A 13,491-nucleotide genomic window follows, 5' to 3' on the forward strand; every position below is an offset into this window, starting at 1 on the left:
TCTTAATCCTCTTCGCTCAGGCTGAATTCATCTGGGACAGCCAAAGCATTGCTATTGTTTGACGTAGCTGCAATCGATAATGAGACTGCCTTATTCTTCCGACTCAGGATGGCCGATATGAATTTCAAGACCCCGTTGTTCACCGCAATAATTTCGGTCGCTGTCGCTGGAACCACAGTGCAGGCGCAGCGCGCGGCGCCATTCACCGTATCGGAAACTGGCAAATCCTATTCTCGACTGTCGGACGCAGTCGATGCAATCGGTGGCAGCAACGCGACGATCGTCATCGCACCGGGTGCTTACGGCGATTGCGCAGTGCAGTCAGCCGGTCGCATCACCTATAAGGCCTCCGTTCCCGGCCAAACCGTCCTTGATGGTGGTATTTGCGAGGGCAAGGCGAGTCTTGTCCTGCGCGGCAAAGCGGCCACCATCAACGGTATCATATTTCAGAACCAGCAGGTTGCCGATGGCAATGGTGCGGGTATCCGGATCGAGCGTGGCGATCTCTATGTCTACAACGCCATGTTCCGCAACGCCGAACAGGGCATATTGAGCGCCGCCGATCCCAGCGCCGAAATAGTCATCGACCGCTCGACCTTCCAGCGGCTGGGACGTTGTGATCGCGGGCTGTCCTGCGCGCACAGCATCTATATCGGTGATTTTGGGTCGCTGAAGGTGACCAACAGCCGGTTCGAAAAAGGCAATGGCGGCCATTATGTCAAAAGCCGCGCACCCCGCGCGACGATCAATAACAACAGTTTTGATGACACCCAGGGCCGCAATACCAATTACATGATCGACTTGCCGGCAGGAGCAACCGGTGTAATCAGCGGCAACGTTTTCGTGCAGGGCCAGAACAAGGAGAATTGGAGCGCGTTTATCGCGGTTGCGGCCGAAGATACCGACCATAGTTCGACAGGCCTCAACATCCATTCCAACAGCGCGTCACTGGCCAAGGGCGTGAAACGCAACACCTGGTTCGTCGCCGACTGGAGCGGCGATCAACTACGGATTGCGAATAATAGCCTCGGCCAGGGCCTTACTCGCTACCAGCGGCGCTAGGCTCCCGCCACCAGCTTCATTTGCAGCTATTCGCCGGTCCGCCGTCGATATCCAGACATTGACCGTCGGTTTCGTCCGTGGGAATATCCACACCGATCAGCGCGCTCAGTGTCGGGGCAATGTCGACAGTCATCACCGACAGCGGCTGTTCAAAATGCTGGATACCATCCCGCCAGAACAGGATCGGAACGCGGCGATCATAGTCCCACGGGCTCCCATGCGTTGCCACATATCCGCGCGCGGTCGAAGCAATCGGGGTCACTCCTTTCCTGAGCAAAACAATAAAGTCGCCAGACCGGTCCGGGTGGAAAGATGCGCGGGCGCGCTGCGGCAGGGTCCACATTTCAGGAGATCCCCGTGGAACCTCTATCGTCGCAAGGTCGTCATGATCCAGCACTGCTTCGACCTGCGCATGGGCTGCCAGTAGCGCCATGGCGCTGTCCTTGACTTGTGCCCGCTGCTTTTCGGACAGATCGCGACTGATATAATAATCGCCAAACGGGCCGTCTGCATAAAGCAGGGGTTTGTCGCTCGCGATATTCAGGGCCTCTGCAACCGTCTCGCCAATCGCATTTGCGTTCAGTTTTGGGTCAATCCGCTGGGCTGTCGGCACACCCTGCAGGCTCATCCGTTCCGGCAGGTCCAGCCCGCCATGGTCGGCCGTCAGCATCACAACATAGTCGATGTTCTTGCTATCCAATATGGTGAAAAACTCGCCGAGTGACCGATCCAGTTCACCCATCTGGATGCACATTTCGAGACCCTCCGTGCCAAAGGCATGACCGATATAGTCGGTCGCGGACAGTCCGATGGATATCACGTCGGTGGCCTTGCCCTGACCCAGTTTGAGATCGTTCAGCAGCACCGTTGCCGCCGTTATCACCGACCCGTCAAAGTCGGGAGAACCGCGGTAAATGCTCGCTGCGCCATCAGGACGCTGGAACGCATAGTCACCGACGGACTTGTCTTCGCCGTGCATGATCCTGGCGCTATGGGCCACACATTGCGCCGGGATTGCAAAAGCGGGCCGGGCCTTGTCAATTTTTGCTGCAATTGTTTCGTTGAGCGAGGCCACCGAGGGCGATATCTTGCGCCCCTGAAGGGTGGAAAAACCCTTGCCCTTCCACCAGTAAATTTCGTCGACATCGTGGCCGCCCATCATCAGGGCTGCCCGGTCCTTGCCCGCCACCGCAACATTGCGCGATTCAGGCGAGACTTTCTTGAGCCGGTCGCCCAGCGTCGGCACCAGCAGATGCCAGACCGACGCAACATAATCGCCCTGTGTGGCAGCGGTGATATCACCAAAGCTGGTGCCGTCGATCCGCTCGTCCTCGGCGCAATAGACGGTCTTGTCGTCGCGCTTGATCGACAGGTCGATCCAGTTATTGGCAATGATCCCGGCGCGGCCCGAATGGACCCCGGTCATGATCGTCGAATGGCCGGGACAGGTTTCGGTTGCCGCATGGGATTGATAACCGGCCGGAAACACCACTCCGTTCGCCAGCCGTTTCAGGCCACCGGTGAAACTGCTCCGATATTCGCTGAACAGATCGGCGGAAAACTGATCGACCGAAATGGCGACGACCAGTTTCGGCTGGGCTTTGTCCGCAGCGCTGTGATCCTCGGCATTGGCGGTTCCGGTAAACAGGATAGATGCGGTCAGGGCTGTAACTATGGTCAATTTTCGCACGAATGGTCCTCACTGTTAAATGCCGCTATAGAAAGCTGCCTTCCAATAGACTAAATGCGTTTAAACAGGAAATAGTGAGTTTATATGACATTTGATTTTCGCATTTTCTCGATAATGCTGGCGTTCGTAGCGCTGGCCATTGCTCCGGCGGCGGATGCGCAGAACCGGCTGGGCAATACCGAGTTAAACGTACCCGCTACGCTGGTGGCTGAAGCGCAACAGGTGAAGGCCGGGCAAAGCGTCACTCTCGCCTTTGTCATGGAGCCGAAGCCGACCTGGCACGGCTATTGGGAAAATCCCGGCGATGCGGGCATCGGCATGAGCTTTGACTGGTCTTTGCCGGCAGGCGTAACGTCCGGCAAGGCGCAGTTTCAGGTTCCCGACAGGCTGCTGATTTCCGGCATCATGAACTATATCTACAAGGGCGACTATGCAGTGCTTGTCACCCTCAGCCTGTCCAACGAACTTCGCCCCGGCCCACTGCCGATATCGGTGAAATCCGAATGGCTGTCCTGCACCGACGAGATTTGCGTGCCCGAACAGGATGAACTGTCGATCACATTGCAGGTTGTCGGCAAGGACGCGCCGGTGCTGCTGGACAAACGATTCGACGGCTTTCGCGCAGCCCTGCCCCGGCCGCTGGGCAGCGAAGCGAAATTTTCTGCCAGCGATGACCGGTTCCGCCTGTCGATCCCGCTTCCCGCCAGTGTCGGGATGGATCAACCCTATTTCTTCATTCTGGAAGACGGCATAATCGACTATGCCGCACCACAGAAATTCAATCGCGATGGCGACCGGCTGATTCTGGAAACCGACGCGCGCGGGGACGGACTGGACACGATCAGCGGCATTTTGAAGATCGGGAATCACGATGGCTTCCTGATCACGGCAACAAAAGGCGAAGTCGCGATGACCGGCCTGCCGCTTGCTGGAGACGGCGCCAAGAATGAGGCTGGTGCCTCGCTACTCTTTTTTGCTCTGGGCGGTGCCATATTGGGTGGACTGCTGCTCAACCTGATGCCCTGTGTCTTCCCGATACTCAGCCTGAAAGCGATCAGTCTCGCCAAGGCCGGCGGCAATGAGGCCGAAGTCCGGCGCGATGCGCTGGCCTATACGGCCGGCGTGGTGCTGGTCGCCACGGCGCTTGGTGCGGTCCTTCTCGGTCTGCGCGCAAGCGGAGCTGCTGTCGGCTGGGCGTTTCAGTTACAAGATCCGCGGATCATCTTTGTTTTGCTCGCGCTGGTCACCGCCATCGGTCTCAATCTAGCTGGGCTGTTCGAGCTGCCCAACATCAATTTCGGCAATAAGCTGACCAAGAAAGACGGCGCAGCGGGATCCTTCTGGACCGGCGCGCTGGCCGCCTTTGTCGCCACGCCCTGCACCGGCCCGTTCATGGCCGCTGCGCTGGGTGCAACCATCATTCTGCCGCCGATTGCCGCACTGGTCATTTTTGCCGGCCTCGGCGTTGGCCTCGCCCTGCCCTTTCTGCTCATCGCTTTCGTACCGGCGATCCGCAGCCGCCTGCCGAAACCCGGTCCCTGGCTGGACAGCTTTCGCAAGATCATGGCGATCCCGATGTTTCTTACCAGCATCGGCCTGATCTGGCTGCTCGGTCGCCAGATCGGCACCGATGCGCTGGGCCTGTCGCTGATCTTCCTGCTCACGGTCAGCCTGATCCTGTGGTGGTTCGGTGGCGGGCAGATGAAAGGCCTGTCGCGCGGCGCGCTGACCAGCGCAGCCATGGTCGCCGCTCTATCGGCCGGTATCATCGCCCTGCCCGGCGAAGAGGCCATGAACGATCAAAAGCTGGCACAATCATCAAACGCGACTCTCCCCAGCGAAGCCTTCAGCGAAAGCCGATTGTCGGAACTGCGCGCAGCCGACCAGCCGGTTTTCGCCTATTTCACCGCCGACTGGTGCATCACCTGCAAGGCCAATGAAGCAGCCGCCATCCAGCGCAGCGAGACCGCCGAAGCGTTCAAATCTGCCAAAGTCGCCGTCCTGATGGGTGACTGGACCCGGCCCGATCCTGAAATCAGCCGGTTTCTGGAAAAACACGGGCGAGCCGGTGTCCCGCTCTATCTATATTATGCGCCCGGCGAAAAACCGGTCATTCTTCCACAGATTCTCACCGTCGCGACATTGACGGAACTGGTCGCAAAGCCGGTGTAAAATGCATCCCTCGCCATCCTCAAATGAACGGAGACAATAAGTGCGAAACCTTCCAACTTTTGCAGCCACAGCCATAGCCGCGATCGCACTGGCAAGCCCGCTGGCAGCAGCGCAGAAAAACGGCGCCATTGCCCAGGATTTCAAGCTTACCGATGTGAATGGCAAGACGATTCAGCTGTCGCAATTTCGCGGCAAAACCATAGTCCTCGAATGGCATAATCCCGGCTGCCCCTTTGTGGCCAAACATTATAGCAGCGGCAATATGCAGGCGACGCAAAAGGCGGCGCGGCAACAGGGCGCGGTCTGGCTGACGATCAACAGCGGTGCCAAAGGAAAACAGGGGCATATGACCGGTCCCGAGGCAAAAGCGCTGATCGCCGAACAGAATATCCAGTCAACCAACTATCTGTTCGATACGAAGGGCGTGGTCGGCAAGGCCTATGGCGCGAAAACCACACCGCATATGTATATCATCGATGGTTCAGGGACATTGGTTTATCAGGGCGGTATCGACGACAAGCCAACAGCGAATATCGCGGATATAAAAAATGCCCGCAATCACGTTCTTGCGGCCCTGAGCGAGATGAAATCCGGTAAAAAGATAAGCGTGGCGCAAACCCGGCCTTATGGTTGCTCGGTCAAATATGCGTCCTGAATAGCGCGGGAATAGCAGGACTGGCACGCAAACTCTACGCGCGCACCAGCCCTGCACCCCAGCGTCTGGGGATAGGACGATGGCCTGCGACCCCCCGTAGGCCATTCGTCAACAGGTCCCCGGACCCAATTGCGAAGCAGATGCTACTCAACACTATTTCCGAAAGTTGGGAGACAGATCCAGTACACAACACGGATCTGCCTCCCCCTTTGCTCCGACGGCGTGCGACCCTCGTTAAAGGCACCGCCGGTCAAACTCGTCCAGTCCGCCCAGCAAGCTCGCGCCGGCGGAAAAGGGAAGCCATATTTTTTGATGCTGACCTCAATCTATTCCAGCGTGTCGGAATATTGTTGCCGGGCCAGTTCTTGTCTCTGCAATCTCTATGGCGGTCCTCTAGCTAACCTAAGATGAACGGTCATGTAAACTATGGTAACAACTGGTAAACCATTGAAATAATATTACATTTTTGGGTAATTTATGCATAATCCATCTGCGTGCGATCAGGTCGCAACGGCGGGATTTCCAGGGCAATAAAAAAATGCCTTATTTTCCAGAAGGTTACAATTGCGACCGATTCGGGCGCTGAAATTTCACCGACAAGGCGCCTCGGACAGCTAGCCGGGTTTGCGGAAACGCATGACAAAACGGCTGGTTTTCCCGCGCACCGCTGGATCAAACACGTTCTTTTCCAGATCATCTTCCGGATTGGCGAACATCTCGCTTTCCCCATCGAGCACGAAACCGGCCTTGATAAAATCAGCCCGGGCGGTGGCCGGATCGATCCTGTGGGTTTTCTCTACCACCATGCGGGTCTCGCCCGGTGAACCGACATGGTCGATCACGGCCACGACACCGCCCGGCTTCATACCCGCATAGAGATTGGCCAGCACGACAGCCGGATCCATTTTTTCAAATTTGAATTTTTCGCTCTGCCAGTAGAAGTCATGATAGATCAGGTGGAGCATGGCAAAATCAATGCTGTTCTCAGCCGGCTTATAGTCCGGCAGCTGCGATGGCACCATGGTCACATTGGGTTGCCGCGCGGTGACGCTAGCCCATTTTGCCTTGGACTGTTCGCTGGAAACAAATTGTGGAGGGTTGACCGCGATGACCGTTCCGTCGGGACCAACGGCGCGGCCAAGTATTTCGCTATAATAGCCGCCGCCTGCAAAGATATCGAGCACGGCATCGCCGGTTTCGAGGCCCATGAAGGCCAGAACCGCTGCCGGATCGCGACTTTCGTCGAGCGCCACATCCGCGTCATCCCGCCCCGGAGCAGTGACAGCTGACGCAAAATCAGGTGCCGCTGCTTCTGCGGCAGCAGCCGATACAGGCACCGTCTCTCCCGCATAGCCGGGAGCGGCGAAAGCCAAAGCAGAGGTTGCCAATGTCAAAAATATCGATGCACGCATGATGTCTCTCCCCAAAATATTGGTGGCAACATGCACCGACAGGAATTTGCACACAAGTCATTGCCGAGCGGTTAGTCTAGTTCAGCATGCCGTTTATCGAAACAGCGGCGCTATCACATCTTCCGCTGCACCTTCCCATAGCCCATTTTCCGCGTCCCCGGCCGCCCCTCGGTCGACCGGCCTTTCGGCTGCGCAACCTGCAGATCGGCGGGCAGGCCGAGTTCTTCCGCTTCCAGCTTGCGGATTTCGTCGCGCAAACGCCCGGCGGTTTCGAACTCCAGATCGGCTGCTGCATCGCGCATCTGTTTTTCCAGGCTTTCGATATGGACGCGCAGATTATGGCCGACCAGAGGCTTGCTGTCGTCGTCGACCGCGCCGGTGACCATATCCTTGGCCGTGGCATGAGCGACAATATCGCCGATATTTTTCTTGATCGATTGCGGGGTGATGCCGTGCTCGAGATTATATTCGACCTGCTTCTCGCGGCGGCGGTCGGTTTCGCTGATCGCGCGCTCCATTGATCCGGTCATCCGGTCGGCATAGAGAATGACCCGGCCATCGACATTGCGCGCGGCGCGGCCAATGGTCTGGATCAGAGAGGTTTCACTGCGCAGGAAACCTTCCTTGTCGGCGTCCAGTATCGCGACCAGCCCGCATTCCGGAATATCCAGACCTTCGCGCAACAGGTTGATGCCGACCAGCACGTCATAGACGCCCAGCCGCAGGTCGCGGATCAGCTCGATCCGCTCCAGCGTCTCGACATCGCTGTGCATATAGCGGACCTTGATCCCTGCCTCGTGCATGAATTCGGTCAGATCTTCGGCCATCCGCTTGGTCAGCGTCGTGATCAGGGTGCGATAACCCTGTTCTGCAACCTTGCGGCATTCGTTGATCACATCATCGACCTGATCCTCAACCGGCCTGATCTCGACCGGCGGGTCAATCAGCCCGGTTGGACGAATGACCTGCTCGCTGAACACTCCACCGGTCTGCTCCATCTCCCACGAGCCGGGCGTGGCCGAGACGCTGACCGTCTGCGGCCGCATTGCATCCCATTCATTGAAGCGCAGCGGCCGGTTGTCGATACAGCTCGGCAGGCGAAACCCATATTCCGCGAGATTGATCTTGCGGCGATGATCGCCCTTCGACATGGCCCCGATTTGCGGCACGGTCTGGTGGCTTTCATCGACGAACAGCAGCGCATTGTCCGGCAGATATTCGAACAGGGTCGGCGGCGGTTCGCCCGGCAGGCGCCCGGTCAGGAAGCGCGAATAATTTTCGATGCCCGCGCAGCTGCCAGTGGCCGCGATCATCTCGAGATCGAAATTGGTTCTCTGCTCCAGCCGCTGATGCTCGATCAGCTTGCCTTCCGCTTCCAGCTCCTTCAACCGCTCGGCAAGCTCGAACTTGATCGCTTCCATCGCCTGTTTCATCGTCGGTCCCGGCGTCACATGGTGCGAATTGGCATAGACCCGCACCTTGTTGAGGGTCGCGCCCTTCTTGCCGGTCAGCGGGTCAAATTCGACAATTTCCTCTATCTCGTCGCCGAAAAAACTGATCCGCCAGGCCATATCCTCATAATGCGAGGGAAATATCTCGAGATTGTCACCCCGCACCCGGAAATTGCCGCGGGCGAAGGCCATGTCATTCCGCTTGTACTGCAGCGCCACCAGCTTGCGGATGATATCCCGCTGGTCGACTGCCTGGTCTTTCGTGAGATCAAAGACCATCGCCGAATAGGTTTCGACCGAGCCGATACCGTAGAGACAGGACACCGAGGCGACGATGATCACGTCATCGCGTTCGAGCAGCGAACGGGTCGCGCTGTGCCGCATCCGGTCGATCGCCTCGTTTACCGAGCTTTCCTTCTCGATATAGGTGTCCGACCGCGCGACATAGGCCTCGGGCTGATAATAGTCATAATAAGAGACAAAATATTCTACGGCATTTTCCGGGAAGAAATTCTTGAACTCGCCGTACAGCTGCGCCGCCAATATCTTGTTGGGCGCCAATATCAGGGCGGGCCGCTGCAATTTCTCGATTACCTTGGCCATCGTGAACGTCTTGCCCGACCCGGTTACACCGAGCAGCACCTGATCGCGTTCCTCCTCACGCATCCCCGCGATCAGCTCCTTGATCGCCGCCGGTTGATCGCCGGCGGGCTCAAAATCGCTAACCAGCTTGAATGGCCGGCCGCCTTCCGATTTAGCAGGACGGCTGGGCTTGTGCGGGACGAAATCTTCGCCTGTTTCCGGTTCGGCCAGACCTCTTCTGATTATCAATTCTGTCATCTGACCAATATGGAACAAAAAGGGTCCATTGTCATCCCCGGAATGGAGTTTTCAGCAGATAGGGTTGATAGAAAATTTACATCTCGGGCGCATCGGCTTAAGGCTATTTGCAGGGCATCATAGTTAAGGGAAAATTCTCGTGAGAAAAATATTGATATCAGTGGCCGTTATCGGCTTGATGACCGGCTGTTCAGAACAAGGCGCTGACCTTGACGGTGACGGCAAGATCACCGCGGAAGAAGTCGCCGAGGAAATGAACCGGGTCACGCTCGAACCGGGCGAATGGGAAAATACCGTTGAAATCGTGGATGTGAAAATCGAGGGACTGCCAGAAGGCGTTCCGGCCGGTGTCATGGACAAAATGAAGGGCAAGGTCACGACCTCAAAGTCCTGCATAACCAAGGAAGACGCCGAGAAACCCGGTGCCCAGTTTTTTGCTGCACAGAAAAAAACCAATTGCGAAGTCACGAAATTCAACATGAGCGGCGGTGCCGTGTCGTCCGAAATGACTTGCAACAATATGGGCGGTGCTCCCGGTGAGATGACCATGAAGATGGACGGCCAATATGGCCCGAGCAGCTATGACATGGCCATGAATATGGTTGGCGGCGCAGCCGGTATGAAAATGAACATTTCTGCCAAGAGCAATGGCAAGCATATAGGCAGCTGTCCAACCGGATAATGCTGAACAAATCTGCAAAATTTGCAACAGATGACAGGAAGGCAGGAGCGTATCGCTCCTGCCTTTTTTGTGCCGGGCACCGGCCTCTTCCACAAGGCTCTCGTTTCGGGCAATCGAAGCCCATGCGCGCTGGGCGGCCGTCGCGAAAAGCGCTCTATGGCTTTATTATGTCGCCAGTTTAGGGCTCCCGAAGACAACAGGCTTTGCGCATTTCCTCCGGGCGTTGCATAAGGTTACAAAATACAGGGAGATACATATGAAACATCTTTTGGCTCTGGCTGCGACAACCGCCTTGATCTGGACCACTCCGGTGCTGGCGCAGAACCGTTCGACTTCGCCCGATCTGGCTGCGGCGATTGCAGCGGATTATGACAAAGAGTTGAAAGCGCTGTTTCTCGACTTTCATCAAAACCCCGAGCTTTCCTACAAGGAAACCCGTACTGCCGCGATTATCGCAAAGAAATGGCGCGAGGCAGGCTTTACCGTCACCGAGAAAGTCGGCGGTACCGGCGTCGTCGCGGTGATGGAAAACGGCGAAGGCCCGACCCTGATGCTGCGCGCGGACATGGACGGCCTGCCGCTCGTCGAGGATAGCGGGCTGGACTATATGTCGACCGCGAAACAGGTGAGCATCGACGGCGAGGAAAAGCCGGTGATGCACGCTTGCGGTCATGATGTGCACATCACTTCGCTGATCGGCACCGGCCGCCAGATGGCGACCCGAAAGGATCAATGGTCCGGAACATTGGTGCTGATCGCGCAGCCGGCCGAGGAACGGATCGGCGGCGCCAAGCTGATGATGGACGACGGCCTCTATACCCGCTTTCCCAAGCCCGATTTTGCTCTGGCCTTCCACGTTTCCGCCGACACGCCGACCGGCCAGCTTTCGATCGGCGAAGGCATCGAGAGCAGCTCATCCGACAGCGTCGACATCATTGTCCACGGAGTTGGCGCACATGGCGCTTCGCCGCATCGGGGAAAGGACCCGATCGTGATGGGCGCAGAAATCATCATGGCGCTGCAGACCATAGTCAGCCGGGAAATCGCCCCGCTCAAGCCCGCTGTCATCACCGTCGGCTCCTTCCACAGCGGCTTCAAGCATAATATCATCTCCGACAAGGCGACCATGCAACTGACGGTCCGCTCGGATGACGAAGACACGCGGGCAAAATTGCTCGAAGGGATCAAGCGGATCGCGACCAATGTCGGCCGGATGAACGGTCTGCCCGAGGACAAGCTGCCGGAAGTTATGGTGTCGCATGAATCGACCCCGGCCAATTACAATGATGCGGCCCTGACCAAGCGGGTGAAAGGCGTTTTTGCCACGCGCTTTGGCGAAGACGTGTTCGACAACAAACCGCGTGAAGGCATGGGCGCAGAGGATTTTGCCTATTTCGTCGAGCCCAATACCGATGTTCCCGGCGTCTATTTTTCTGTCGGCGGGACACCGCAGGCCGATTTTGATCGCGAGAAAGCGGGCGGCGCACCAGTGCCTTCCCATCACTCGCCCTTCTTCAAAATTGCGCCCAGAGAATCGGTAACATTGGGCACCGAGGCAATGACCGCTGCGGCGCTGGATCTGCTGGCACCAAAAGCAGATTAGGCTTGGCCGAGGAGCTTTCCTCTTCCCAGCTTGTCAGTTTGAAAAAGCTGCTGCTCGCACAGCAATCGGAACTCAAGGCACGCGACAAGCTAGGCGCCAGCTGGCGGGGACCGGTCGAACTCGATCAGCAAAGCGTCGGCCGCCTGTCGCGGATGGACGCGATGCAGCAGCAGGAAATGGCCCAGGCCGAAGCGCGGCGGAGAACCAGCGATCTGGCAAGAATGGAGATAGCCCTGAAGCGAATGGCCGAAGGGGAATATGGCTGGTGCGCCGAGTGCGGAGCAGCCATCGCTTACAGGCGTCTCGAAATCGATCCGGCTGCCCATGTGTGCGTGACCTGCGCGCGCTGACTCCGTCCAAAGCCAGTCAAAGTAAGGGCCAATGAAGTCCTTTTGATCCTTGACATGCAACCAAATGGTTTCATATACGAAGCCATGGCCGATGTATTTGCTGCCCTCGCCGATCAAACACGCAGATCTCTGCTCGACCGACTGTTCATCAAAAATGGCCAAAGTCTGACCGACCTGCACAACGGCATGACCATGTCGCGCCAGGCGGTGGCCAAGCATCTGCTTATTCTCGAAACCGCCAATCTCGTCTCGATCCACTGGCAGGGCCGGGAGAAGCTCCATTATCTCAACCCCGTTCCGCTCGGCGATATCGTCCATCGCTGGGTGGGCAAGTTCGAGGATGCCCGGATCGGAGCATTGACCGATTTCAAACAACAGATCGAAAGCGCTTCCAATCCTTCCAACGCCAGCAAGCCAGAGGAGAAACGCCGTGTCGGCAGATGAAACCGCCAATATCGAAACCCGCGCATCAACCGGCGAGCGATGTGCCCCGGATTTTGTCTATACGATCTTCATCAAGGCCAGCGTAGAAGCTGTCTGGAACGGCCTGATCGACCAGGATATGACCAAGGCTTATTGGGGCCATTATAACGAGTCCGATTGGCTGCCGGGTTCGCGATGGAACCATGTCCGCAGCGATGGCAGCGGCAAGGTCGACACTTGCGGCCGGATCGTCGAAATCGAACCGCCCCGTAAGATGACATGGACATGGTCCTTCGAAAGCGACGCGGACAGTCCCGCCAGAATTTCACGGGTGATCTATGAACTCACGCCTCTGGGACCGGACACGAAGCTAACCGTGATCCATGCAGAACTCGAGCCCGGGTCGCCGATGGACACGGGAGTCCGCGACGGATGGCCAGCCGTGCTCAGCAACCTCAAATCCATATTGGAGACCGGGACCGTTCTGTCCGAAGAGCTATGGCCTGAAAGCCAGGCTTGATGCGAAGGCAAGCCGGACGGGTTCAATCGAGTCATATTTGCGCCCAGTGAACCGTCGCTACGCTTTTCACCCTTTCCCGCTGCTATACATGGCTCTAATGTGCGGATCATGGAAATTCCCGCCGATATCAAGCCATTTGATGGCCGCTTTGTCGACGGAAAACATTATTTTGCAACCCGGATCTATTTCGAAGACACCGATTTTTCCGGCATCGTCTATCATGCCAATTATCTCCGCTATATGGAGCGCGCGCGCTCGGACATGCTTCGCCTGCTCGATATGGACCAGCGTGCAGCTTATGAAAGCGGTGAAGGCGTATATGCAGTCGTCGACCTGACGATGAAATATCTGCTGCCGGCGAAACTAAATGATGACCTGATTGTTATCAGCACGGTCGAGACGCTGCGTGCCGCCAGTGTGATTATCGACCAGAAGATTATGCGCGGCTCAGACCATATTATGTCAGCTTCCGTTCACGCAGCGTTTCTTACTCCCGCCGGACGTCCGAGACGACAACCGAAGGCGTGGACAAAGGCATTCGCCAGCGTCATGGATCAGGCTGATACGAAATGAAGGATAATATATCTTGCTAGACCAACTTTCCGTGGGAGCGACCGCCGGCAATTTCTCT

The 13,491-nt window shown here is 57.1% G+C and carries 12 protein-coding genes; 9 read left to right on the forward strand and 3 right to left on the reverse strand.

Going from position 1 to position 13,491, the window contains the following annotated elements:
- Window positions 1-117 precede the first annotated feature (117 nt).
- Complete coding sequence (locus tag AZE99_RS11540; protein WP_082788501.1) at window positions 118-1,062, forward strand: hypothetical protein; 945 nt, start codon at window positions 118-120, stop codon at window positions 1,060-1,062.
- Between the two features lie 16 nt (window positions 1,063-1,078).
- Here the strand turns inward: AZE99_RS11540 and AZE99_RS11545 are convergent, their stop codons facing one another.
- Entirely contained in the window at window positions 1,079-2,737 is a 1,659-nt protein-coding gene (locus AZE99_RS11545) for an alkaline phosphatase family protein (RefSeq protein WP_156472351.1), read from the reverse strand.
- A 99-nt stretch (window positions 2,738-2,836) separates the two neighbouring features.
- On the opposite strand from AZE99_RS11545, the gene AZE99_RS11550 reads away from it, so the two are divergent.
- Both AZE99_RS11550 and AZE99_RS11555 read left to right on the forward strand, forming a co-directional pair.
- Entirely contained in the window at window positions 2,837-4,924 is a 2,088-nt protein-coding gene (locus tag AZE99_RS11550; RefSeq protein ID WP_067201227.1) for a protein-disulfide reductase DsbD family protein, read from the forward strand.
- A 40-nt stretch (window positions 4,925-4,964) separates the two neighbouring features.
- Window positions 4,965-5,579, forward strand: coding sequence for a thioredoxin family protein (locus AZE99_RS11555; RefSeq protein WP_067201230.1), 615 nt, complete (start codon window positions 4,965-4,967; stop codon window positions 5,577-5,579).
- Between the two features lie 614 nt (window positions 5,580-6,193).
- On the opposite strand, the gene AZE99_RS11560 is transcribed toward AZE99_RS11555, so the two are convergent.
- Entirely contained in the window at window positions 6,194-6,991 is a 798-nt protein-coding gene (locus AZE99_RS11560) for a class I SAM-dependent methyltransferase (protein WP_067203603.1), read from the reverse strand.
- A gap of 113 nt (window positions 6,992-7,104) precedes the next feature.
- The gene (gene uvrB / locus AZE99_RS11565; protein WP_067203605.1) at window positions 7,105-9,282 is read right to left on the reverse strand and encodes an excinuclease ABC subunit UvrB; all 2,178 of its coding nucleotides are present in this window, start codon (window positions 9,280-9,282) and stop codon (window positions 7,105-7,107) included.
- 139 nt (window positions 9,283-9,421) lie between these two features.
- Here uvrB and AZE99_RS11570 point away from each other — a divergent pair, with 139 nt between their 5' ends.
- The 6 genes from AZE99_RS11570 (at window position 9,422) to AZE99_RS11595 (ending at window position 13,433) form a co-directional block, all read left to right on the forward strand.
- Entirely contained in the window at window positions 9,422-9,964 is a 543-nt protein-coding gene (locus tag AZE99_RS11570) for a DUF3617 domain-containing protein (protein WP_067201232.1), read from the forward strand.
- Between the two features lie 256 nt (window positions 9,965-10,220).
- Window positions 10,221-11,567: an amidohydrolase gene (locus AZE99_RS11575; RefSeq protein ID WP_067201235.1), complete on the forward strand. Its 1,347-nt coding sequence runs from the start codon at window positions 10,221-10,223 to the stop codon at window positions 11,565-11,567.
- A gap of 2 nt (window positions 11,568-11,569) precedes the next feature.
- A complete protein-coding gene (locus AZE99_RS16405) occupies window positions 11,570-11,917 on the forward strand; it encodes a TraR/DksA family transcriptional regulator (protein ID WP_067201238.1) in 348 nt (115 codons plus the stop codon).
- 84 nt (window positions 11,918-12,001) lie between these two features.
- Entirely contained in the window at window positions 12,002-12,361 is a 360-nt protein-coding gene (locus tag AZE99_RS11585; protein ID WP_067203606.1) for an ArsR/SmtB family transcription factor, read from the forward strand.
- On the forward strand, window positions 12,348-12,860 hold the full coding sequence (locus AZE99_RS11590) for an SRPBCC family protein (RefSeq protein ID WP_067201241.1): 513 nt from the start codon (window positions 12,348-12,350) through the stop codon (window positions 12,858-12,860). Before AZE99_RS11585 ends, AZE99_RS11590 begins: the two co-directional genes overlap by 14 nt.
- Before the next feature lie 108 nt (window positions 12,861-12,968).
- On the forward strand, window positions 12,969-13,433 hold the full coding sequence (locus tag AZE99_RS11595) for a YbgC/FadM family acyl-CoA thioesterase (RefSeq protein WP_067201244.1): 465 nt from the start codon (window positions 12,969-12,971) through the stop codon (window positions 13,431-13,433).
- Window positions 13,434-13,491: the final 58 nt, after the last annotated feature.

The organism is Sphingorhabdus sp. M41 (assembly GCF_001586275.1).
Taxonomy (GTDB): Bacteria; Pseudomonadota; Alphaproteobacteria; order Sphingomonadales; family Sphingomonadaceae; genus Parasphingorhabdus.

Coding starts and splice junctions, on each gene's coding strand:
- AZE99_RS11540 (WP_082788501.1), top strand. CDS start 118: ATGAATTTCAAGACCCCGTTGTTCACCGCAATAATTTCGGTCGCTGTC.
- AZE99_RS11550 (WP_067201227.1), top strand. CDS start 2,837: ATGACATTTGATTTTCGCATTTTCTCGATAATGCTGGCGTTCGTAGCG.
- AZE99_RS11560 (WP_067203603.1), bottom strand. CDS start 6,991: ATGCGTGCATCGATATTTTTGACATTGGCAACCTCTGCTTTGGCTTTC.
- uvrB (WP_067203605.1), bottom strand. CDS start 9,282: ATGACAGAATTGATAATCAGAAGAGGTCTGGCCGAACCGGAAACAGGC.
- AZE99_RS11575 (WP_067201235.1), top strand. CDS start 10,221: ATGAAACATCTTTTGGCTCTGGCTGCGACAACCGCCTTGATCTGGACC.
- AZE99_RS11585 (WP_067203606.1), top strand. CDS start 12,002: ATGGCCGATGTATTTGCTGCCCTCGCCGATCAAACACGCAGATCTCTG.
- AZE99_RS11595 (WP_067201244.1), top strand. CDS start 12,969: ATGGAAATTCCCGCCGATATCAAGCCATTTGATGGCCGCTTTGTCGAC.